The 22,090-nt window shown below is 76.2% G+C and carries 16 protein-coding genes; 7 read left to right on the top strand and 9 right to left on the bottom strand.

Annotated elements, in window-relative coordinates; genetic code table 11:
• Nucleotides 1-39: 39 nt before the first annotated feature.
• Together ACRYMN_RS13445 and ACRYMN_RS13450 are read right to left on the bottom strand one after the other, a co-directional pair.
• Entirely contained in the window at nt 40-1,128 is a 1,089-nt protein-coding gene (locus ACRYMN_RS13445) for a glycosyltransferase family 4 protein (protein WP_432495916.1), read from the bottom strand.
• A complete protein-coding gene (locus ACRYMN_RS13450) occupies nt 1,125-2,666 on the bottom strand; it encodes a sugar transferase (protein WP_432495918.1) in 1,542 nt (513 codons plus the stop codon). The genes ACRYMN_RS13445 and ACRYMN_RS13450 overlap by 4 nt, the downstream gene beginning before the upstream one ends.
• A gap of 215 nt (nt 2,667-2,881) precedes the next feature.
• On the opposite strand from ACRYMN_RS13450, the gene ACRYMN_RS13455 reads away from it, so the two are divergent.
• Complete coding sequence (locus ACRYMN_RS13455) at nt 2,882-4,699, top strand: DUF7402 domain-containing protein (protein WP_432495920.1); 1,818 nt, start codon at nt 2,882-2,884, stop codon at nt 4,697-4,699.
• A 40-nt stretch (nt 4,700-4,739) separates the two neighbouring features.
• Here the strand turns inward: ACRYMN_RS13455 and ACRYMN_RS13460 are convergent, their stop codons facing one another.
• From ACRYMN_RS13460 to ACRYMN_RS13470, 3 genes are all read right to left on the bottom strand, one after another.
• Nucleotides 4,740-5,837, bottom strand: coding sequence for a glycosyltransferase (locus ACRYMN_RS13460; RefSeq protein ID WP_432495922.1), 1,098 nt, complete (start codon nt 5,835-5,837; stop codon nt 4,740-4,742).
• Nucleotides 5,838-6,037: 200 nt separating this feature from the next.
• Entirely contained in the window at nt 6,038-6,256 is a 219-nt protein-coding gene (locus ACRYMN_RS13465) for a hypothetical protein (protein ID WP_432495924.1), read from the bottom strand.
• Between the two features lie 163 nt (nt 6,257-6,419).
• Nucleotides 6,420-7,553, bottom strand: a complete 1,134-nt coding sequence (locus ACRYMN_RS13470) for a CDP-glycerol glycerophosphotransferase family protein (protein ID WP_432495926.1) — start codon at nt 7,551-7,553, stop codon at nt 6,420-6,422.
• Nucleotides 7,554-7,806: 253 nt separating this feature from the next.
• On the opposite strand from ACRYMN_RS13470, the gene ACRYMN_RS13475 reads away from it, so the two are divergent.
• The 4 genes from ACRYMN_RS13475 (at nt 7,807) to ACRYMN_RS13490 (ending at nt 13,240) form a co-directional block, all read left to right on the top strand.
• Nucleotides 7,807-8,847, top strand: a complete 1,041-nt coding sequence (locus ACRYMN_RS13475) for an LGFP repeat-containing protein (RefSeq protein ID WP_432495928.1) — start codon at nt 7,807-7,809, stop codon at nt 8,845-8,847.
• Nucleotides 8,848-8,898: 51 nt separating this feature from the next.
• Entirely contained in the window at nt 8,899-10,146 is a 1,248-nt protein-coding gene (locus tag ACRYMN_RS13480) for a hypothetical protein (RefSeq protein ID WP_432495930.1), read from the top strand.
• Between the two features lie 182 nt (nt 10,147-10,328).
• The gene (locus ACRYMN_RS13485) at nt 10,329-12,626 is read left to right on the top strand and encodes an endo-1,4-beta-xylanase (RefSeq protein ID WP_432495933.1); all 2,298 of its coding nucleotides are present in this window, start codon (nt 10,329-10,331) and stop codon (nt 12,624-12,626) included.
• Nucleotides 12,627-12,853: 227 nt separating this feature from the next.
• Nucleotides 12,854-13,240 (top strand): hypothetical protein, encoded by a 387-nt coding sequence (locus tag ACRYMN_RS13490; RefSeq protein WP_432495936.1) that lies wholly within the window; start codon nt 12,854-12,856, stop codon nt 13,238-13,240.
• A gap of 78 nt (nt 13,241-13,318) precedes the next feature.
• Here the strand turns inward: ACRYMN_RS13490 and ACRYMN_RS13495 are convergent, their stop codons facing one another.
• From ACRYMN_RS13495 to ACRYMN_RS13510, 4 genes are all read right to left on the bottom strand, one after another.
• Nucleotides 13,319-15,388: a PhoX family protein gene (locus ACRYMN_RS13495; protein WP_432495939.1), complete on the bottom strand. Its 2,070-nt coding sequence runs from the start codon at nt 15,386-15,388 to the stop codon at nt 13,319-13,321.
• A gap of 163 nt (nt 15,389-15,551) precedes the next feature.
• Complete coding sequence (locus ACRYMN_RS13500) at nt 15,552-16,466, bottom strand: NADP-dependent oxidoreductase (protein ID WP_432495942.1); 915 nt, start codon at nt 16,464-16,466, stop codon at nt 15,552-15,554.
• A 79-nt stretch (nt 16,467-16,545) separates the two neighbouring features.
• Nucleotides 16,546-16,773, bottom strand: coding sequence for a hypothetical protein (locus ACRYMN_RS13505; RefSeq protein WP_432495945.1), 228 nt, complete (start codon nt 16,771-16,773; stop codon nt 16,546-16,548).
• Between the two features lie 188 nt (nt 16,774-16,961).
• Nucleotides 16,962-18,239, bottom strand: a complete 1,278-nt coding sequence (locus ACRYMN_RS13510) for a right-handed parallel beta-helix repeat-containing protein (protein WP_432495947.1) — start codon at nt 18,237-18,239, stop codon at nt 16,962-16,964.
• Nucleotides 18,240-18,585: 346 nt separating this feature from the next.
• Between ACRYMN_RS13510 and ACRYMN_RS13515 the strand changes: the two genes are divergently transcribed.
• Nucleotides 18,586-20,382, top strand: a complete 1,797-nt coding sequence (locus tag ACRYMN_RS13515) for an immune inhibitor A domain-containing protein (protein ID WP_432495950.1) — start codon at nt 18,586-18,588, stop codon at nt 20,380-20,382.
• An 82-nt stretch (nt 20,383-20,464) separates the two neighbouring features.
• Entirely contained in the window at nt 20,465-21,991 is a 1,527-nt protein-coding gene (locus ACRYMN_RS13520; RefSeq protein WP_432495953.1) for a S8 family serine peptidase, read from the top strand.
• Nucleotides 21,992-22,090: the final 99 nt, after the last annotated feature.

Consider the following 22,090-nt stretch of genomic DNA (forward strand, 5'->3'; position numbering starts at 1 on the left):
AGGCAGTTGCTGCGAGCGCTGTCGCGCTCGGTTCCCCGGTCACCGCCGCAGCACGCCGGCGACCGTGTCCGCGGCCACGTCGTCCCAGGTGCGGGCGCGGCGGGGGGTGCGGCGGGAACCGTCGCGCGCGACGGCCAGGTGGTCGGCGGCGCTCTCCGCCCAGGCGGTGACGTCGTGCGCCGGCAGGTGCTCGGCGTGCGCGCCGCTGGCCTCGACGAGCGCGGCGTCCAGCGAGGTCACCAGCGGCGCGCCGAGGTCGAGCGCCTCGACGGCCGGCAGGCCGAAACCCTCCGCCAGGCTCGGGGCCAGCACCACGGCGGCGTTCTCGTAGCACCAGCGCAGCGTCCCGTCGTCGATGCCCGTCAGCTGCAGCACGTGCCCGGAGGCGGTCAGCGCCGGGTACCCCGGCCCGTAGGACTCCCGACCCCACGCCGGCGGCCCGACGAGCACGAGCAGCGCGTCGGGGTGCGCCTGCACCACGCGCTGCCAGGCGGACACGACCGTGGCGACGTTCTTGCGCGGCTGGCTGTCGCCGACGACCAGCGCGAACGGGCGCCCGGCCACGGCCGCCACGGGCGTGGCGGGGGTGCTCAGCAGCGCCGAGCCGGTGGCCAGCGGCGCCACGACGGTCCGGCCCGCCAGGCGCGGGGACCACTCCAGCACCCGCCGTTCGGTGGCGGCGCTGACGCACGCGAGCACGTCGGCGCCGCGCAGCGAGGCGGCGTAGGGCTGGCGCAGCAGGTGGCGCTTGGCCGTGGGGAAGTCCTGCGGCCGGTCGAACAGCAGCATGTCGTGCACCGTCAGCACCGACCGGGCGGCCACCCCGCGCGGCAGCAGGTGCTTGGTGCCCTGCACGACGTCGAAACCGCGCAGGCGCCGGCCCAGCAGGTAGCGCTCCACCGCGGGCACGAGGGCGCCGGGCACGCGGGGGACGGCCACCGTGCGGCCGTGGCAGCCCAGCAGGTCCGCCAGGGGCTGCTCGGCCTCCGGGGAGGTCAGCAGGTGCAGCTCCACGTCGTCGCGGCGCTCCAGGGCGCGCGCGAGCTCCACCGTGTAGCGCACGATGCCGCCGAGGCTGCCGCTGGGCGGCACGTGGCTGGCCATCAGCAGCCAGCGGACGGGCTTCACCCGCCGGCCCTGGTGAGGACCTGCGTGGTGGTGCGCAGGATGATCTTGATGTCGAGCCACAGCGACCAGTTCTCGATGTAGTAGTTGTCGAACTGCGCGCGGTCCTCGATCGAGGTGTCGCCGCGCAGGCCGTTGACCTGCGCCCAGCCGGTCAGGCCGCTGGGCACGCGGTGCCGCCAGGTGTAGCGGGGGATGAGGCCGCTGAACTCGTCGACGAAGTGGGGGCGCTCCGGGCGCGGGCCGACGATGCTCATGTCGCCGCGCAGGATGTTCCACAGCTGCGGCAGCTCGTCCAGGGAGGTCTGCCGCAGGAAGCGGCCCACCGGGCCGAGCCGGTCGTCGTGCTTGATGTTCCAGTTCGTCGCCGACTCGGTCTCGTCGACCGGCTTGAGGGAACGGAACTTCAGGACGTCGAAACCGCGGCCGTCCAGGCCCACGCGCTGCTGGCGGAAGATGATGCCGGGGCCGCCCTCCCAGCGCACGGCCGCGGCGCACGCCGCCATCACCGGGGCCAGCGCCACGAGCGCGACGCCGGAGAACAGCACGTCGAAGGCGCGCTTGAGGCGCCACCCGGGGGTGCGGAACGGCGCGCGCCGCACCCGCACGAGCGGGATGCCGCGCAGCAGGTCGGTGTCGCTGGTCGTGGGGTGCACCTCGTACAGGCGCGGGACGATGATGATCTCGCAGCGCAGGCGGTCGCAGGTGCGCAGCACCTCGACGAGCTCGGCCTCGCGCATGGCGCCGAAGGCGACGATGACCACCTTGACCGCGAAGTCCTGGATCTGGGTGGCGAGGTCGTCGTACCCGCTGAGCACCGGGGCCGGCAGCTCCTCGTCGCCCTCGACGCGCGGGCTGGAGTCGACGAAGCCGACGGGGTCCAGCCCGTGCTCGGGGTGCTCGCGCAGGACGTTGCCGATGCGGATGCCGAGGTGGCCGGCGCCGACGATGAGGGCGGTGTGCCGGACCCGGCCGCTGCGCCGCGCCCAGCGCATCGTCGCGTAGGCCGCGCTGCGCGCGAGCAGCACCGAGAGCAGCAGCACCAGGGCCTGCGCCAGGAGCGCGGCGCGCGGGGCGGTGCCCGGCATCAGGCCGTGCACGCCGATGTGCACGGCCACCGCGGCGGCCACGCCGCCCAGCAGGCGCGGTGCGTCGTCCAGCAGGGACACCGACAGCCGCGAGCGGTACAGCCCGGCGACGTGCAGGCACGTGAGCAGCACGCCCAGGACGACGAGGTCGGCCGGCCCCACCTGCGGGACGACGACGCGCGAGAGGGCGAAGGCCGCCAGGTCGGTGGCGAGCAGGTAGGGCGGTGCGGGCCAGCGCAGCAGCGACGGGCGCAGCCGCCGCGGCTCGAAGGCGGGACCGGTCTCCTCGAACGCGTCGAACCGGTCGGCACCGGCGGGCAGCACGGCCGCGCCGGCCTCCCCGGCGCCGGCGGGCGCCGTGCCCGCCCCGGCGGTGCGGGCGGGTGAACCCGCCCGGGTCGCCGGCACGGCGGAGCGGGCGTGCACCCGCTGCCGCGGTGGCACGGGCACCACCGCGAGCCCCTGCTGCGCGTGCGTCCCCGCTGTCGTGCTCGTGCTTCGGTCCTGCACCTGGCCCCCCCAGTTGCTCCGCAGTCGTTGAAATGGGTACCACGTCGTGCGGGTCTCGCCAGAGGTCCGGAGGGGAAGTACGCTCGCCTGGCCGAGCCGTTACCGAATCGTGATGAAGTTTCTCACGGCAAGTACTCAACCTGTGACGAGGTGTGCCGATGAGGGTGTTCGTGCAGCTGAGCCGAGGTCCGCTCCGAGAACTCGACGCCCAGGGCCGTGAGCACCCGGACGGTTCCCCGCAGAACGCCGCGGGCCGTTCCCCGCTGCGCCGCAACGCCCTCGGGGTCGCGCTGGGTGCCTTCCTCGTCGCCGTGAGCAGCGTGCTGCCGGCGTCCCCGGCGGGGGCCACCGGCACGGTGGCCGACCCGGCCGCACCCGTCGTCACGACGTCGAGCGCGCTGAGCGGTTCGAGCCCGGCGGACCTGCGCGACGGTTCCTTCGCCACGGGCGTCGAGGGTCGCCAGTGGACGGCCGGCACCACCGACCAGGCGCCCTGGGTGCGCCTGAAGTGGTCCTCGCCGCGCCGCGTGGCGAGCCTGCAGGTCCTCGGGCCCGCCCAGGCGGCGCCCGCGTCGGCGACCCCGGAGGCCGCGCCCCTGCACGGGCGCCTGTACTTCTCCGACGGCACCAGCGTCGTCGTCTCCGGCATCGCCGCCGGCGGCAGCGACCCCACGACCGTCGCCTTCGCCCCGCGCACGGTCACCTCCGTGCGCCTGGAGCTGCGGCGGCAGGTGCCCGGCACGGTGCTCGGCCTGCGCGAGATCGCCGTCCACGACGCCGCCACGACCCCGCCGCGCTGGCCCAAGCGCAGCGCGGGGTACTCCAGCACCCCGGTGCCCGCCTCGTGCGGCGCCACCTCGCCCGCGGTCTCCCCGCGCCCGGCCACCGGCCTGGGGCTGGTGTGCCCCGCCGTCGGCTCCTCGGTCGGCACGAGCGCCACGGTCGTGGTGTGGGCGCCGCCGGGCACGTCGGTCACCGCCCGCGGCTGGCGCCTGGACCAGGGCACCGCGGGCGTCGGCTCCCTGTACCCCGTGGCCACCGCGACCGCCGGCGCCGACGGGCGCGCGGTGCTGAAGGTGGACACCACCACCCTGCCCAAGGGGCCCACCGCGCTGCGGGTCACCCGCACCGACGGCACCGGCCCGGCGCTGCACGTGCAGGTGGTCAACACCTCCGGCCGGGCCGTGCCCGCGCCGGTCACCGCCCCCGCCGGGATGGTCCTGCGCTACGCCGACGAGTTCGACGCGCCGCTGTCGGTCAGCCAGACCGGCACCGGCGCCCTGTACGGCGCCGCCAAGCCCGAGCCGTGGGGCAGCTCGCAGTTCGGCATGGGCGTGTTCGCCGACCCGGCCCGGGGCACGGGCACGATGAGCACCGTCCCCGGCGGTTACCTGCGCCTGCGCGCCGAGGCCATCGGCGCGCGCGACATCCGCGCCGACTGGGGCCAGCGGCACGTCTCCGGCCTGCTCTCCTCCGCGCGGGTGGGCGGCAGCGGCTTCAGCGCCCAGCGCGGCTACTTCGAGGCCAGGGTGCTCGGCGCCCCCGGCCCCGGCGCGTGGCCGGCGTTCTGGATGGTCAACACCGAGGCCGCCACCCCGCGCAACACCCAGAGCAGCGGTGCCGAGGTCGACGCGGTGGAGCTGTACGGGCACGACACCAGCTGGAGCTGCCACACCTCCCACTCGTGGTTCGGCGGCAGCGACGTCGGCGTCGGCACCGCGGGCCCGTGCGTGCAGGCCGTGCGGCCCGCCGACTGGGCGGCGTCGTGGCACACCTACGGCGCGCGCGTCACCGCCGGTGGGGCCGTCTTCACCGTCGACGGCGTCGAGGTCGCCCGGGTGAGCGGCCTGACGCGCACCGACGAGCCGTTCTTCTTCATGCTCAACCTGGCGCTGGGCGGCGGCTGGCCCGTGGACCTCTCCCGCACGGGGGAGACCACCGACATGTACGTCGACTGGGTGCGCGTCTACACCTGACCGCTGCACCCGACCGCCCGCCGGGCCGCGGCGGGCGGGGTCACGAACCGCCGAGCACCCCGTGCACCACGCCCGCCATCGCCGCGCGGAAGCGCGCCCGGGAGAAGCCCTCGGCGTGCGCGCGCACGGCGGCGGCGTCGTAGCGGGAGGGCTCGAAGCCGCCGAGCGCCGCGGCCCAGGCGCCCACCTCGTCGCCGCCCGGGGGCACCAGCTCGCCGGTGCGGCCCGGCAGCACGGTGTCCAGCGTCCCGCCGGCGCCGACGGCCACGACGGGTGCGCCGCACGCCTGCGCCTCGACGGGGACGATGCCGAAGTCCTCCACGCCCGGCATGAGCAGCGCGCGGCAGCGGCGGAACAGGTCGCGCAGGCCCTCGTCGTCCACCCGCCCGACGAAGCGGGTGTTCGGGCCCGCCACGGCCTCCAGCTGCGCGCGCATCCTGCCGTCGCCGGCGACGACGAGGGGCACACCGGCGCGCTCGGCGGCGCGCACGGCCAGGTCGGGGCGCTTGTACGGCACGAGGCGGCCGGCCACGAGGAAGAAGTCCTCGCGCGGGACGTCGGCGGGGGAGTAGAAGCCGGTGTCCACCGGGGGGTGCACGACGGTGGAGGCCCGTCCCCACCACCGCTCGATCCGCTCGGCCACGGCGGAGGAGTTCGCCACGAGGGTGTGCACCCGCTGCGCCGCGGCGCGGTCCACGGGCCGGTAGGCGGCCGAGAACGCCGCCAGCCCGGCGGCGCCGACGCGGCCGGCCTCGCCGACGCGCATGGAGGGGTCCCACACCCACCGCGCCGGGGTGTGCACGTACGCGACGACGGGCGCGCTGCTGCGCACGGCCACCTGGGCGGCGAAGGCGTGGTGCGAGGCGACGACGACGTCGGCCGGCGGCAGGGGCATCGTGCGCATCGCCACCGGCAGCGCGGGCAGCAGGTGCGCGTACGTCGTCCCGCGCAGCAGGCGGCTCAGGGGCGTCGAGCGCACCCTGGCCTGGAGGTCGGGCGGCAGCACGCCGGCGCGCGCGATCGGCGCGAGGATCGGCGCGTCGGGCCACTCGCGGGCCAGCTGCTCGACCACGGCCTCGGAACCCGCGTACTCGGTGAACCGCTCGTGGACGAGGACGACCCGGGGACCTGCGCTCACACCAGCTCCTGTTCGACGGCCCGGCGCTGTCGCGGGCGGCAGCCCCCGAAGCTACCGCCCGGCGGCGCCCGCCCGGAGCCGGTCCGCGGCGGTGCGACCGGTCCGGCGCAGCGCGACCGCCCGGGCGGGCGAACGCCCCGCCCACCGCGGCCCCCGCCCGGGGCGGTCCGCGGCGCGCGGGGCGCCCGGCCCCGCCGCGCTCAGGCGGACGCGCTGGTCCCGGCCATCTCCGGCAGGACGACCTGCGCGTGCGGGAGCGGGCCCGCGAGGGCGACCCGCCCGTCGGCGGCCGGCGCGGCCGCCGACGCCTCCTGCTGCCCGGCGCCCCGCACCCGGGCCACCAGCTCGCTGCGGTCCTCGTCGGTGAGCCTGGCGACCCAGTCCACCACCCGCAGGACGTCCTCGTGCTCCTGAGACATCTCCGGCTCTCCCCCTGTCGCCCTTCCGTGGAGCACCAACGCTACTGGTTGCACAGGGAACGCACCGGTCGTCCACGGGAACTCGTCAGGGCGCTGCACGCCGCCGCGGCGCGGTGGTCGGCGCAGCGTCGCCGACCGGCTGCGGCGCGTGGTTCCCGACTGCTCAGCGGAGCCCCTCACCACGCGCGGTGACCGCCGGGGCGACCTTCGCCGGCACCCGCGTCCCCGGGCGCAGCACCAGGTCGAGCACCCGGTCGGCGGCGCGGCCGTCCTCGGCGTGGCAGAAGCGCTCGCGGAAGCGCGCGTAGCGCCCGGCGAACCGCGCGCGCAGCGCCCCCGGGTCGGCCACCGCGTCGAGGACCTCCTCGGACCCGCGCACCACCGGCCCGGCGGCGATCTCGTACGGGTCGAAGTAGAACCCGCGCAGCACGTCGCGGTAGTGCTCGAAGTCGTACACGAACGACACGATCGGCTTGCCGGTGATCGCGAAGTCGAACATCGCCGAGGAGTAGTCGGTCACGAGCACGTCGGCGGCCAGGTAGAGGTCGTTGACGTCCGGGTGGCGCGAGACGTCCAGCACGCCGGGCACGTCCACCCCGCGCAGCGCGTCGGGCACCAGGTAGTGCAGGCGCAGCAGCAGCGCGTGGCTGGCGCCCAGGCGCTGCGAGAAGCGCTGCAGGTCCAGGGCCAGGCGGAAGTCCGGGCCGTCGCCGAAGCGGTCGTCGTCGCGCCACGTCGGCGCGTACAGCACGGCGGTGCGGCCCTCCTCCAGGCCCAGCGCGGCGCGCACCTCGGCGCGGCGGGCCGCCGCGGCGGGGGAGGACAGGACGTCGTTGCGCGGGTAGCCGGTCACCGGCACCGGCCCGTCGAAGCGGAACGCCGCGCGCAGCGGGACCGCGGCGGCCGCGCTGGGCGCCAGCAGCAGGTCCCAGCGGGTGACGTCGTCGTCCAGGCGCGCCATGACCTCCTCGCCCTCGGGCTGGGTGGAGAGGGCGTCGCGGTGGATGCGCTTCAGGGGCGTGCCGTGCCACGTCTGCAGGTACGTGGTGCCCGGGCGCTTGCGCCACGCGGGCAGGTGGTTGTCGGCCACGACGAGGTCGGCCGACTCCAGCGCGGACAGGGCCTGCGGGGTGCCCAGGGCGGCCGTGGCGGTGCCCGCGGGGAAGGTGCCGGCGTGCCCGGGCCCGGCCAGCCACACGTGCTCGGCGTCGACGTCGCCGCGGGCCAGCATGCGCTGGTGCAGGGCCCGCGGGTTGTCGGCGTAGCGCCCCCCGAAGCTGTAGTAGGCGACCTTCACGCCGTCCGCTCCCGTCGCTCGTGCCCGCGCGGACCGACGCCCGGTCCGCGCCGGGCGCAGCCGTCCATGATGCACGCCCCGCGCACCCGCCGGGGCCCCGCGCACCCCGCGCTCCCCCGTGCGGCTCCCGCGCGGCGGGCCGGGCGGGCCGGGCGGGCCGGGCGGGCCGGGCGGCGCGCAAAGCCCCGCGGGCGCGCGCCGGCGCGGCTACGGTTCCCGCACCGGAGCACCGGACCGCTCGAGGGGGAGCACCGTGAGGACACCGCACCGCACCGCCACCCGCACCGCCGCCCGCACCGCCGCAGTCGGCCTGGTCGCGGCGCTCGCCGCGGGGGCGGCACCGCCGTCCGCCACCGCCGCGGAGCCGGCGCTCAGCGGCGCCACGGCCGTGCCCACCTGCGTGTGGGGCGCGCCGGGCGCGCGGGTGGAGGTCGAGCACCGCGACATGCCGCCGTACAGCCGCATCAGCGTGCGCCGCGCCGGCCGGGAGGTCGGCTTCGCGCGCGTGATCGGCTCCGGGCGCGCGGGGGCGGACGTGCTCCTGCCGCCCGGTCGCGAGCCGGTCGTGCTGGAGGTCACCGCCGGCCCCGGGCCGGCGAGCACCAGCGTCCCCGTGCGGGTGGGCACCTGCGACCTGTGGGCGGGCGTGGCCGACCACAACGCCACCTCGAACCTGCCGATCGGGCCGGTCGACGAGCGCGTCGCGGTGACGGTGCGCACGGGCGTGGCCCACCGCGGCCCGCTGGGGTGGCTGTACTCCACGCCCCTGGGCGTGCACGCGGTCGGCGGCGCGATCGGCGACGCCTACGAGGGGGAGCTGCGCGGCACGCACGGCGAGCTGGGGCGCCCGACCACCTCGGAGTTCGGCGTCCCGGGCGACCCCGCGGTGCGCTACAACGGCTTCGAGCACGGCAACGTGTACTGGTCGCCGGCCACCGGTGCCCACGAGGTGCACGGCGCGGTCTTCGCCCGCTACGCCGAGCTGGGCCACGAGCGCTCGGCGCTGGGCCTGCCGGTGACCCACGAGCGCCCCACGCCGGTGCGCCCGGGCGCCTACAACCACTTCCGGGGCGGCTCGCTGTACTGGTCGCCGGCCACCGGCGCCCACGAGGTGCTCGGCGCGATCCGCGACGAGTGGGCCCGGCGCGGCTGGGAGGCCTCCGCGCTCGGCTTCCCGGTGACCGGCGAGCGCGACTGGGGCGGGTACCGGCGCAGTGACTTCGAGGGCGGCTACCTGCTGTGGTCGCCTGCCGGCGGGGTGAGCGCCCACCGCCTGGACGGCTCGCCGCTGTGAGGCCCGCTCCCTCGCTGGCCGCCCGCCCGCGCCAGGTGGCAGGGTGCACGCGTGCCCCGCGGAGATGAGCTTCCCGACGTCGACGAGCTGCGCGAGCTGGGCGGGCGGGTCCTGCAGGACCTGCGCGAGCCCCTGGAGGACTGGTTGCGCCGGCACGCGGTGGTGGACGAGGGCGTCGGCGCCGACGGGGTCGTCGACGCCCTGGCCGTGTCCGTCGGCGGCCTGCGCGCGCTGCGCCCGGGCGCCGGCGGGGCGGGCGCGACGCGCTTCGCCCCCGAGGACGTCGAGGTCCTCACCGCGCGCGTGCTGCCCGCGCTGGCCGCCGGGGCGGGCGTGGAGGACGCCGAGGAGCTCGAGGAGGACCTCCGCGCCGTCTGGTACCGGTTCCTGACGTTCCTGGAGCGGACCGGCCGCTGGGCGGGCGCCCCCGGGCACCTGGAGACCTGCCTGGCGCTGCTGGACCCCGGCGAGGTGGACGTGGCCGAGCTGCTCGTCGCGGCGGCCGAGCAGGTGGGCGCGCAGGAGGAGGACGCCACCGTGCTGGCCTCCTTCCCGGTGCGCGCGGCCGCGCAGGTGCTCGCCCGCGTGGGCGCGGGCCTGCCCGTGCCCGAGGACGAGGAGCTGGCCCCGGCCGACGTGGCGGCCGTCCTGGCCGCCCTCGGCCTCCCCGCCGCGGACGGGCCGGACGGCCCGGACGCGCGGGCCGGCGGGGGCGGGCCGCACCTGGAGGACGTGCCGTGGCTGCACCAGCTCGTGCTCGCCATGCTCGACCTGGAGCTGCTGGACGGCGAGGACGAGGCGCTGCTGGCGCCGGGTCCGCGGGCGGCGACGTGGCGCGCGGACGAGGAGGGGGCGCGCGAGCTGCGCCGGGACCTGGTCGGCCGGTTCGTGCTCGACGACCCCGCCACGCTCGGGGGCGGGTTCTCCGTGGCCGAGGCGGTGCTGCCGACGGTGCTGGCCTCGGCGGTGGCGGGCGAGCCCTTCGACGAGGCGGCGCTGGAGGAGCTGCTCGAGGACGTCGCCGACCTGGGGCCCGCCGCCGGCGCCGCGCTGGAGGAGGTGCGCGAGCGCCTGGCGGACCTGGCCGGGTTCGGCGTGGTCAGCGAGCGCTCGCCGTGGACGGTGCCGCGCGGCTTCTGGCCGGCGTTGGCCTCGGGCATCGCGCAGGAGGGCGAGGAGGGCGTCGGCGGGCTCTTCGGCGAGGAGGGCGAGCCGCACTGGTTCGAGTCAGTGGCCGACAGCCTGGGCCTGGGCGACGCGCAGAAGCAGCGGATCAGGGACGTGCTCGGGGGCGGCTGAACGGGGGCGGGGCCCGCGCCGGGCCGCGCCGCGCGGCGCGGGCGCCCGTGCGCGGGACCTGTGGACGACCGGCTTGACCGCGGTGCGGTGCGGGTGGTGCACTCCAGGTCTTCCGGAAGCGCTTCCGGAAGGGATCAAGAGCACTGTCGCCCGCACGATCCACCCCGAGGGGAACCCGCACGATGAAGCAGCGCACCCTGCGTACCGCCGCCGTCGCCTCAGGCCTGCTGGCCGGCATCGGCGTGCTGGCCGTCCCGCCCGCCTCCGCGGCCACGGCCACCACCGGCACCACCCAGGCCGTCCAGGCCCTCCCCGCCCTGACCTCCACGTTCGACACCGGCCTGGACGGCTGGGGCCCGCGCGGCGACGCGAGGGTCGAGCAGGTCGCCGGCATCGGCCGCGGCGGCACCGGCGCCCTGCGGGTGACCAACCGCCTGCAGAACTGGCAGGGCCCGACGATCGACGTCACGCAGAACCTGGCCGTCGGGCAGGCGGTCTCGGTCTCGTTCTGGGCGAAGCTGACCCCCGGGCAGGCCCCCACGTCGCTGAACGCGACCGTGCAGCTCACCGCCAACGGCACCGACGCCTACAACGGCGTCGCCGGCGCCGCCGCCACCGTCACCGCCGACACGTGGACGCAGCTGCGCGGCACCTTCACCCTCGGCTCGCCCGTGACCCGCGCGCAGCTGTACGTCGAGGGTCCCGCGAACGTCAGCTTCCTCCTCGACGACGTGCGCGTCGCCCCCATCGTCGAGACGCCGATCCAGGACGTGCCGGGCCTGAAGGACGTCCTGGGCGCGCAGGGCTTCGAGCGCGTGGGTGTCGCCATCGACCCGCGCGAGACCGTCGGGCGCGCCTCGCAGCTCATCCAGAAGCACTTCAACGCGTTCACCCCCGAGAACGACGGCAAGCCCGAGGTCGTGCAGCCCACGCCCGGCACCTTCAACTTCAGCCGCCTCGACACCCTGCTGGACTACGCCGACCGCACCGGCACCAAGGTGTACGGGCACGTGTTCGTGTGGCACTCGCAGACTCCCGCGTGGTTCTTCCAGCGCGCCGACGGCACGCCCCTGACGAACTCCGCGGCGGACCAGGCGATCCTGCGCGAGCGCATGAGGACCCACATCAAGGCCATCGCCGACCACATGAAGGCGCGCTACCCCGACGGGAACTACCCGATCTGGGCGTGGGACGTCGTCAACGAGGTCGTGGCCGACGGCGACAACGCCAACCCGCACGACATGCGCGACAGCCGCTGGTTCCAGGTGCTCGGCGAGCGCTTCGTCGACGACGCCTTCCGCTACGCGGACGAGTACTTCCCGCAGCAGAAGCTGTTCATCAACGACTACAACTCCGAGATGCCGGAGAAGCGCGCCGACTACGTCGAGCTCGTCGGCGCCCTCATCGACCGGGGTGTGCCGATCGACGGCGTGGGCCACCAGGTGCACGTCGACTTCGGCCGTCCGGTGCAGTGGCTGGACGACTCCCTCACGGCGGTCGAGAAGCTCAGCGCCCAGAAGGGCAAGCCGCTGCTGCAGGTCATCACCGAGCTGGACGTCAGCACGTCCAAGGAGGTCGTCTCCGCCGACGTCGGCGGCGGCGGGCGCCCGGCGCGCGCCACCGAGGACGACGCGGCGGCCGCGGCGGAGAACGGGTACTACTACCGCGACCTGTTCGACGTCCTGGAGAAGCACTCGCGCTCCATCGAGTCGGTGACGTTCTGGGGCATCAGCAACGCCCGCACCTGGCTGCGGACCTGGCCGATCGCCCGCCCGTGGGAGCAGCCGCTGCCCTTCGACGACGACCTGCAGGTCACCCCGGCGTACTGGGGCATCGTCGACCCGTCGAAGCTGCCGGCGCGCCCGGCCGACTTCCTCGCCCCGCGCATCGCCGCCAAGGACCCGGTCCGGGTGTTCTCCACCAGCCCCGCCGGCGCGCAGGTCGACTACGCGCTGCCGGTCGCCGGCGACACCCGCGACGGCGCGCTGACGCCGAACTGCGCCCCCGCCCCGGGCACGCAGTTCGCCATCGGCACCACGAAGGTGACCTGCTCGGTGTCCGACGCCGCCGGGAACGCCGCCACGCCCGTCTCCTTCGACGTCGTGGTCACCCCGCCGCCCACCACGACGAACCTGTACCAGCAGGTCAACAACGGCCCGGTGGTGCGCGCCAACGCCAACCAGACCGTCCAGGTCGTCGTGCAGCTCGGCAACAAGGGCACCGGCAAGCTGCTGGGCAGCTCGTTCTCCTACAGCTGCACGCCGGTCGGCGACGCGCCGTTCGCCCTGGAGCTGGCGCCGGGCTCGGCCCAGCAGGTCGCCAACCGCGACTACCCGGCCGGGCAGAACGCGAACTTCACGCTGCGGGCGCGTCCCACGGCCACCGGCCAGGCCGTGTTCGACTGCACCGTCAAGATGGTCGACGCGTTCGGGGCGCCCGTCAGCGCCACCACCCGCGTCACCATCGACGTCCGCAAGTGAGCCACCCGTCCCCGGGCCGCCACGGCCCGGGGACGGGCCGGCTCGCCCGGTGACCAGCGCGCCGGCACCCCTCGGGGTGCCGGCGCGCTGCGCGTGGTGGTGGCAGGGACCTGCCGCAGCGCGCCCGCGACGGCGACAGCACCCCGGGCGCACCGGTAGAACTCGCGGACGAACGGCCCGCCGGGCCGCGGCACGGACGGGTCCGCCCTGCGAGAACCGGAGGCACCATGACCGCGACCACCGACGGCTCGGGGGGCACCGACCTGCCCGTGCGCGCCGCCCGGCTGCTGGAGCTGGCCGAGCGCAGCGCCGAGGCCGTGCTGGCCGACGCGCGCCGACGCGCCGACGGCATCGTCGCCGCCGCCGAGGAGCGCGCCGCCGCGCGCGAGGAGGCCGCCCGCGAGGCGCTGCTGGCCGCGCGCGTGGACAGCCGTCGCCTGCGCCAGGAGGCCGAGGCGTCCGTGGCCGCCCTCCTCGACGGCGTGCGCGACGCCCGCGCGCAGGTGCGCGCCCTGGCCGGCCGGCTCGTGGACCTCGCCGACGGCGGCACCGGCGCGGCCGCGGGCACCGCGGGCACCGCGGGCCCCCGGGACGACGACGCCCCCGCCGGCTGAGCAGCCGGCGGGGGCGTCGTCGTGCGGGCAGCCCCGGGGCCCAGGCGGTGACCCGGGCCCCGGCGCCGCGGGGGGTCCTCAGGCCCGGTGCACCTGCACCACGCTGGGGCGCGGGGTGCGGGTGGTGTCGCCGTAGGGGAACAGGGAGACCGGGGCGTCCACGGCCGCGCCGTCCACCTCGCCGGGGTGCTGCACGTTAACGAACACCGAGCCGTCCTCGGAGTCGATCCACGGGCCGCACGTCTCCGCGCCCACCGGCACGGCCAGGAACTGCTGCACGTGGCCGCGCTCCTCGCCGTCCACGGGCACGTGGTGCAGGGCGTCGTTGAAGCCGATCGAGCCGGGCTGCCCGTCGGTGGAGACCCACAGCGCGCCGCTCGCGTCGAAGGTGACGTTGTCCGGGCACGAGATGGGCGAGACGAGCTCGCGCGGGTACCCGGCAAAGTACGTCGACTCGTCCTCCGGGTCGCCGCAGACCAGCACGAGCTTCCAGCCGAACGTCGTGGCCGCGGCGTCGTCCCCGGCCTCGGTGATCTCCACGACGTGGCCCCAGCGGTTCGCCGGGCGCGGGTTGGCCGGGTCCGGCGCCTCGCGCCCGGAGTTGTTGGTGCACGCCACGTACACGCGGCCGTTGACGGGGTTGCGCTCGACGTCCTCGGGGCGGTCCATCGGGGTGGCGCCGACGGCCGCGGCGGCGGCGCGCGTGAAGACGAGCACCTCCTCCAGGCTCATGCCCGGCACGGCGGAGTCGCCGTCCTTCGTCAGCGCGATCCACTCGCCGGTGCCGTCGAAGTCCTCGGCCGGGTCGCCCTCGGCGGAGAAGCGCGCGACGTACAGGTCGCCCTCGTGCAGCAGGGCCGAGGCCCGGCGGCGGAAGCGGTCGTCCCAGCCGCCGTCGCGCCCCGGCCAGCCGCGGTGCCCGCCCCAGCGGCCGCCGCGCCCGCCCCCGCCGGGCAGGCGGTCGCGGGAGACGAACTTGTACAGGTGCTGGTCGGCGGTGTCGTCGCCCATGTAGACGACGACGCGGCCGTCCTCGGCCAGGCTGGTCGTGGCGCCCTCGTGCTTGAAGCGCCCCAGCGCCGTGTGCTTGACGGGGGTCGAGTCGGGGTCGTGGGGGTCGACCTCGACGATCCAGCCGAAGCGGTTGATCTCGTTCGGCTCGGCGAAGACGTCGAAGCGGTCGTCGACCTTGTACCAGAACCGCCCGTCGCCGGGGTTGCCCTCGTCGTCGACGAGGCCGTAGGTGTCGCGGTTGCGCGGGTCGCCCAGGGGGTCGCCGCGGAAGTACTGGTCGAAGTTCTCCTCGCCGGAGAGCACGGTGCCCCACGGGGTGGTGCCGCCGGCGCAGTTGTTCAGGGTGCCGATGACGGTGCGCCCCTGCGGGTCGGCGCTGGTGCGCACCAGCTCGTCGCCGGCCACCGGGCCGGTCAGCGCGAAGCGGGTGCTCAGCGCGGTGAAGCGCCGGCCGTACTCGGAGGGCTGCACGCGCCAGCGCGGGTCGCGGCCGTCGCGGCGCAGCTGCACCACGGACATGCCGTGCGCGGCCATGGAGGTGCGCAGCTGCTCGACGGTGAGGGACTCCTCGTCGACGAAGCCGGGGTACATGATGTTCTCGTTGGTGTACTCGTGGTTGGCCACGAGCAGGGCCCGCGAGCGCCCCTGCGGCAGGATCGCCAGGTAGTCGTTGTTGTAGCCGAACTGCTGCTCCTGCGCCTCGGGGCTCTGCGCGTCGAGGTCGAACTCCGGCGCGCCGGCCACCACCGGGTCGCCCCAGCGGATGATCGTGTGCCAGGCGTACCCGGCCGGCACGGTGAACGCGTCGACGTCGTTCGGCACCGGCTCGATGGGGGTGAAGGCGAGGCCGCGACCGGGCCGGGCGGGCCCACGCCCGCGCTCGCCGGCGGCCGCGGGCAGCGCGCTGAAGGCCGAGCCGGCGCCGGCGGCCAGGGCGGCCGCCCCGACGCCGAGGACGTTGCGCCGCGAGACCGCGGCCCGCGCCACGTCGGCGAAGCGCGGGGAGGTGGACGTGCTGGACTCGTGGCGCAGGCACGCGTCGCCGCACTTGAAGTGGCACGTGGCGGCGGAGCGGTTGCCCTTGGTGTGCCCGGTCATGGGGAGCAGCGCGCGCCGCTCGGGGGTCTGGGTCATGACGGCAGTGCCTCCGGGGAGGGGGTGGGTCCGGTGTTGCGAACGGTCCTCACCCGCGGCGAGGGCGGCGTGGACTCCCGGTGGACGTCGGGCGAACGCTGTGTGCCGCCTGGGCGACATCGGTGAGGCTTGCCTCACCCGGACCCGTTGCGGGGCACCCGGTTCAGGGCGTGAGCACGACCTTGCCGCGCCGGCCGCGCTCCTCGGCCGCCCGGTGCGCGTCCGCGGCCCGCTCCAGCGGGAAGGTGCCCGACACGCGGGTGCGCAGCCGCCCCTCGGCCACCTCGGCGACCAGCTGCACGAGCTGCGGCAGGTCCAGCTCCACGAGGAGCCAGTCCTGGGCGATGCCCGCCGCCGCGGGCGCGGGCGGCACCGGGCGCGTGGAGAGCACCGTGCCGCCGCGCGCGACGGCGGGGAAGAGGGCCTCGCCCACCGGCACGGCGTCGACCACGGAGCCGAAGGGGCCGGCGGTGGAGACGTCGGTGTCGCGGCCGAGCACGACGTGCGCGCCGAGCCCGCGCACCCACTCCTCGTCGCCGGTGCCGGCGACCGCGGTGACGCGGTGCCCGGCGCGCACCGCCAGCTGCACGGCGTACCCGCCCACGGCGCCGCTGGCGCCGGTGACCAGGACCTCCGCGCCCGGGGGAGGGGCCAGCCGGTCGAGCAGCTGGGCGGCCGTGAGGGCGTTGAGGGGGATCGTGGCGGCCTCCACCGCGCTCAGCCCCGCGGGCCGGGGCAGCACCCACTCCTCGGGCACGGCGACCTGCTCGGCGTAGGCGCCCACGCGCCCGTGCTCGGCGTACCAGGGGATCATCCCGACCACGGCCTCACCGGTGCTCAGGCGCTGCACGCCCGGGCCCGTCGCGCGCACGGTGCCGGCGAGGTCCCAGCCCAGCACGTAGGGCGGGCGCGCGGAGTCGCCGACCGTGAACCCCTGCCGGGCGGCGAGGTCGGTGGGGTTCACGCCCGCCGCCTCGACGTCGACCAGCACCTCGCCGGGTCCGGGTGCGGGAGCGGGGCGCTGCACCACCCGCAGCACCTCGGGACCACCGGGCTCACGGACCTCGACGACGCGCACCAGGCGTTCCTACGCGCTGCGCGCCCGCCGCGCACCCCGGCGCCGCCCGCCCCGCGCCGCGGGGGACCGGGTGAGGGGGTCAGCGCCGGGCGGCCACGTCGTGCAGGGCCCGCCGCTTGACCGCCTCGCCGAAGAGGGAGAGCCCGGCGTTCAGGCCGAGGAGGCCCGCGGTGCCCTCCGCCACCCAGGCGCCGGTGCCGGCGCCGCCGGCGCGGCGGGTGGCGGCGTCGGTGACGACGCACACCCCGGCGCCGACGAGGAGCAGGCCGAGCGGGGCCAGGCGCTGCCAGGCGCGGTAGTCGTCCACGCGCCCAGCCTCCCACCGGGCCCCGCCGGGTGCAGAGCGGCGGCAGCGCGGCGGCAGCGCGGCGGCAGCGCGGCGGCAGCGCGGCGGCGCGGCGGCGCGGCAGCGCCCCGCCCGGCGGTGCCGGACGGGGCGCTGGTGGGGCGGGTCGTGCGGGTCGTGCGGTGGTGCGGGTCGTCCCGGCCGGGTGGTCAGGACGCGCAGAGGCCCTTCGGGTCGCTGCTCGTGCAGGTGTTGTCCTCGACGACGATGTTCTCGCCGGGCGCGCGCAGGGGGCTGCCGGGGATGGCCCGGGTGATCCACACGTCCTGCGGCTTGTTCCCCGAGAGCACGTTGTTCCAGACGCGCACGTCCTCCACGGTGCCGGGGTCGACGGCGCCGGCCGGGTTGGTGCCGGGCGGGGAGGCGAAGCCGATGAGGGAGATGCCGCCGCCGGGGAAGTTGATCGGGTCCTGGCCGGCGGGCACCTTCGGCACGTGGTTCTTGATGGTGTTGCCCTCGACGTAGACGTTGTCGGCGTTGGTCACGGCGATGCCGACGCCGGAGACGCGCTGGGTGCCGTCGCGGCCGACCTTGCAGTAGCGGTTGTTGGCGGTGGCGCGGTTGCCCACGACCCACCAGTCGCCGCCCTCGACGTGGCGGGTGGTGTCCGGCACCTCGGTGGCGGAGTCGTCGAAGACGAGCACGCCGACGCAGCCGTCCGTCAGCGTGTTGCCCTGGATGGTCCCGCCGCGCGACTCCTTGGCGAAGACGCCCAGGTTGTAGCCCCTGACCTGGTTGCGCGTGATGGTGGCCGACGCGCCGTCGGAGTCGCCCACGGAGATGCCGGCGGTGCCCGAGCCCCACGGGTCGCCGCGGTCCAGGCCGACCTCGACGTTGTCCTTGATGAGGATGTGGTGCGAGTCGGCGGCCAGGACGCCGTAGCGCTCGTGCGCCACGCCCCTGGTGTTGTGGACGGTCACGCCCCAGCCGCCCCAGGTGACGATGCCGTTGGCGGGGTGGTTCTTGGTGCCGAGGTCCTGCACCCGCACCGGCGAGTTCGGGCCGTAGAAGAACAGCGCCGAGACGTCGTCGGCCAGCGTGGTGCCGTCGTCCTCCTCGTCGGCGCGCTCCTGCGCCTCCCAGCACGGGGTGGCCTTCACCTTCGGCAGGGCCTTGCCCTCGCCCCACTCCGGCCAGGTGATCGTGGTCTTCTCGCGGCCGGCGCCCTTGATGGTCAGGCCCTTGCCGACGATGCAGACGGCCTCCTGGAAGGTGCCCGCCGCGATCTTGATGGTGTCGCCGGAGCTGGCCTTGTCGACGGCGGCCTGGATGGACTGCCCCTTGGCGACCGTCCAGGTCTTGTGGCCGGCCGCGGAGGCGGAGCCGGCGGGGACCGCGGCCAGCAGCGCGCCGCACACCCCCGCGACGGCCAGCCTGCCGAGCGTCCCGATCCGCGCGGTACGCCCCCTCGTTGCTGCTGTGCGCATGTCGCCTTCCTCAGTGCTCCCTCGCGACGTCTCCGCGAGTCTGCTGTCGGCAGCGCGGGAGCGCTGCGCGACGACGACCGCCGGTGCCCCCCGGGTGCCGCCGGGGAGGAGGCTGGCAGTCGCGGCACCCCCCGGCGAGGGTCCGCGGGTGTCGGTGCAGGTTCCTGACGACTCGCGGCAGGCTCTACCCCTCCGGCGTGCGCGGTCGGTAACATCGTCTTAACAACCGGTTGCCCTGAGACACTGGACCCCTGGCGAACGGTGTGTTTCGCTGAGCGCACAGTCCACGGACCCGTGCAGGACGAGCTGCGCGGGTCCGGTGCTCGCCGTAGCCGAGAGGAAGTTCGTGCGCCGTCCCGCCCTGCGCGCGGCCGGTGGCCTGGCCACCGCCGCGCTGCTCTCCCTGTCCCTGCCCGGCGCCGCCACCGCGGCGCCCGCCGCGGCGCCCGCCGCACCGCCCGCCGACGCGCCGGCAGCGGCCCCCGCGGCCGACGACCGCCCCGACCAGGCCGCCGAGGCCCGCCGCGAGCTGAACCGCCGCGGCCTCGAGCTGGTCCTGAAGGGCGAGCGCCGCCCCGAGACCCGCGGCGGCTCGAAGGCCGTGCGGGTGGCCCCCGGCCAGTGGGCCCAGTACGGCCTGGAGTCCAGCGACCGCCTGCTGACCTTCCTGGTGCAGTTCGGCGACCAGCGCGACCCGCGCTTCCCCGACGCCCCGGCCGGCCCGCTGCACGGCAGCATCCCGCAGCCGGACCGCTCGCAGGACAACAGCACGTACTGGACGCCCGACTTCAGCCGCGAGCACTTCCAGGACATGTTCTTCGGCACCGACGGGGAGTCCTTCGCGGACTTCTACGAGGAGCAGTCCAGCGGCCGCTACACCGTCACCGGCGACGTCAGCGACTGGGTGACGGTGCCGCACAACGAGGCCAGCTACGGCGAGACCGAGTCCCAGGCCGACATGACGCGCTTCGTCCAGGACAGCGCGAACGCCTGGTACGCCGCGGAGAAGGCGAAGGGGCGCACCGACGAGCAGGTGCGCGAGTACCTCGCCAGCTTCGACGAGTGGGACCGCTACGACTACGACGCCGACGGGGTGTTCGACGAGCCGGACGGCTACATCGACCACTTCCAGGCCGTGCACGCCGGCGAGGACGAGTCCGCCGGCGCGCCGAGCTGGGCGATCTGGGCGCACCGCTGGTCCGTCGGGCAGGCCGGGCGCGGCACCACCGGCCCGTCGTACAACAAGTACGGCGGCGTGCAGATCGGGAACACCGGCCTCTGGATCCGCGACTACACCACCGAGCCGGAGAACGGCGGGCTGGGTGTCTTCGCGCACGAGTACGGCCACGACCTGGGCCTGCCCGACCTGTACGACACCAGCGGCGGCGAGAACGGCACCGGTTTCTGGACCCTCATGAGCTCCGGGTCCTGGATGGGCCACGGGGACGGCGCCATCGGCACCACCCCGAACCACATGGGCGCCTGGGAGAAGCTGCAGCTGGGCTGGCTGGACCACGTCGTCGTCCCCGCCGACGCGCGGGGCACCTACGCGCTCGGCCCCGCCGAGCACGCCACCAAGCGCCCGCAGGCGCTCGTCGTGGAGCTGCCCGACGACGCGGCGGGCAACGGCCGCTTCTACATCGCCGAGAGCCGGCGCTACCTCGGCTACGACACGACCCTGCAGCAGGGCCCGTACAACTTCGGCTGGAGCGTCAGCGCGCCGGACCGCGTCGAGCACTTCCCGTACCAGGACGGGCTGCTGATCTCCTACTGGAACACCGCGCAGCGCAACAACAACACCCGCCAGCACCCCGGTGCGGGCCTGGTGCTGCCCGTGGACGCCCGGCCGCAGGCCCTGCGCTGGAGCGACGGGGTGGTCGCGCGCAACCGGATCCAGAGCTTCGACGCCACGTTCGGCACCGAGGCCACCGACCCGATCTCCCTGCACCGCGAGACCGCGACCGGGGCGACCACCCTCGCGGCCCCCTCGCGCCCGGCCGTGCCGGTCTTCGACGACTCCGACCCGAACGCCTACTACGACGCCGCCAACCCGCAGGGCAGCGTGCAGGTCGCCGGCACCGGCACCACGATCCGCGTCGTGCAGAGCGGCTCCCAGGGGATGACGACCGTCCAGGTCCGCTGAATACCGCCCCCCGCCGCGGGGCCGGGCCGTCCCCGGCCCGGTCCCGCGCGCACGCCCGCCCCACCCCCGAACGAGGAGCACCATGCCCGTCCGCACCCCGCGCACCACCGCGCGCGGCCGCACCCTGGCCGCCGGCGCCGCCCTGAGCGCGCTCGTCGGCCTCACCGTCCTGGCCCCCCAGGGCGCCACCGCGGCACCGGCCGCCGGCACCGGCGCCGCGGCCACCACCGCCGCCGCGGCCACCGCGCCGGGCGAGACGATGGTCTACGCCGTCAACGCCCGGCAGGCCAACCGCGGCCAGACGCTGAAGGTCGAGCGCGCCGTCACCGCCGCCGGCGGCAGCGTCGTCACGTCGTGGGCCGAGATCGGCGTCGTCATCGCCCGCTCCACCGACCCCGGCTTCGCCGCCGCGCTGCGCCGCGACGCGGCCGTGGAGTCCGTCGGTGCCACCCGCACCGCCGCCGTGGCCGCCACGGACCCCACCACCGGCGTCGGCGACCCGCTGGCGGAGGGGGAGTCCGGCAACGGGCCGAGGACGAAGGCCGCCGCCGCGCAGCGCGCCGCCGACGTCGAGGCCACCACCACCGCCGCGCTCGACCCGCGCGAGGGCGAGCAGTGGGACCTGGCGGCCATCGGCGCCGACGAGGCGCACGAGATCACCGACGGCAGCCGCGACGTGCTCGTGGCCGTCCTCGACTCCGGCATCGAGGGCACCCACCCCGACCTCGCGCCGAACATCGACGCCGCCGCCTCCGCCGGCTGCCTCGGCGGCGTGCCGGACACCCGCTACGCCGCCTGGCAGCCCACCACCAGCGACCACGGCACCCACGTGGCCGGCACCATCGCCGCCGCGCGCAACGGCGTCGGCATCGTCGGCGTGGCCCCCGGCGTGCGCATGTCCTCGGTGAAGGTCGTCAACGACGACGGGTTCATCTACCCCGAGGCCGCGATCTGCGGGTTCATGCACGCCGCCCTGACCGGCGCGGACGTCACCAACAACAGCTACTACGTCGACCCGTGGCAGTTCTGGTGCGACGACGACGCCGACCAGCGCGCCGTCAAGACCGCCGTGGACCGCGCCGTGCAGTTCTCCCGGGGCCGGGGCGTGGCCAACGTCGCCGCCGCGGGGAACTCCAACGTCGACCTCGCGCACAAGACGACCGACTCCTCCAGCCCGAACGACACCACCCCGGTGACGCGGCCGATCGACGGGGGCTGCGAGGACATCCCCGCCGAGCTCGACGGCGTGGTGACCGTCTCCTCCACCGACCGCAACGGCGCGAAGTCGTCGTTCTCCAACTACGGCGAGGGCGTCATCGACGTCGCCGCCCCCGGCCGCGGCATCCTGTCCGCGGTCACCGGCGGCGGGTACGGGCTCAAGAGCGGCACCTCGATGGCGTCCCCGCACGCCGCCGGCGTGCTGGCCCTGATCAAGTCCGCCCACCCCGAGCTGTCCGGCGACGCCCTCGTGCAGCGCCTGGAGCAGCAGGCGGACGACACCCCCTGCCCGGCCACCGCCCCCACCGGCGGCGCGCTGTGCACCGGCACCGCCGCCGACAACGGCTTCTTCGGCGAGGGCCTCGTGGACGCCCTGGACGCCGTGCGCTGACGGGCACCGGCGGGGGGGCCCCCCCCCCCCCCCCCCCCCCCCCCCCCCCCCCCCCCCCCCCCCCCCCCCCCCCCCCCCCCCCCCCCCCCCCCCCCCCCC

The sequence above is a fragment of the Kineococcus gypseus genome, assembly GCF_050871305.1.
Taxonomy (GTDB): Bacteria; Actinomycetota; Actinomycetes; order Actinomycetales; family Kineococcaceae; genus Kineococcus; species Kineococcus gypseus.

Coding starts and splice junctions, on each gene's coding strand:
- ACRYMN_RS13455 (WP_432495920.1), top strand. CDS start 2,882: ATGAGGGTGTTCGTGCAGCTGAGCCGAGGTCCGCTCCGAGAACTCGAC.
- ACRYMN_RS13465 (WP_432495924.1), bottom strand. CDS start 6,256: ATGTCTCAGGAGCACGAGGACGTCCTGCGGGTGGTGGACTGGGTCGCC.
- ACRYMN_RS13485 (WP_432495933.1), top strand. CDS start 10,329: ATGAAGCAGCGCACCCTGCGTACCGCCGCCGTCGCCTCAGGCCTGCTG.
- ACRYMN_RS13490 (WP_432495936.1), top strand. CDS start 12,854: ATGACCGCGACCACCGACGGCTCGGGGGGCACCGACCTGCCCGTGCGC.
- ACRYMN_RS13495 (WP_432495939.1), bottom strand. CDS start 15,388: ATGACCCAGACCCCCGAGCGGCGCGCGCTGCTCCCCATGACCGGGCAC.
- ACRYMN_RS13510 (WP_432495947.1), bottom strand. CDS start 18,239: ATGCGCACAGCAGCAACGAGGGGGCGTACCGCGCGGATCGGGACGCTC.
- ACRYMN_RS13520 (WP_432495953.1), top strand. CDS start 20,465: ATGCCCGTCCGCACCCCGCGCACCACCGCGCGCGGCCGCACCCTGGCC.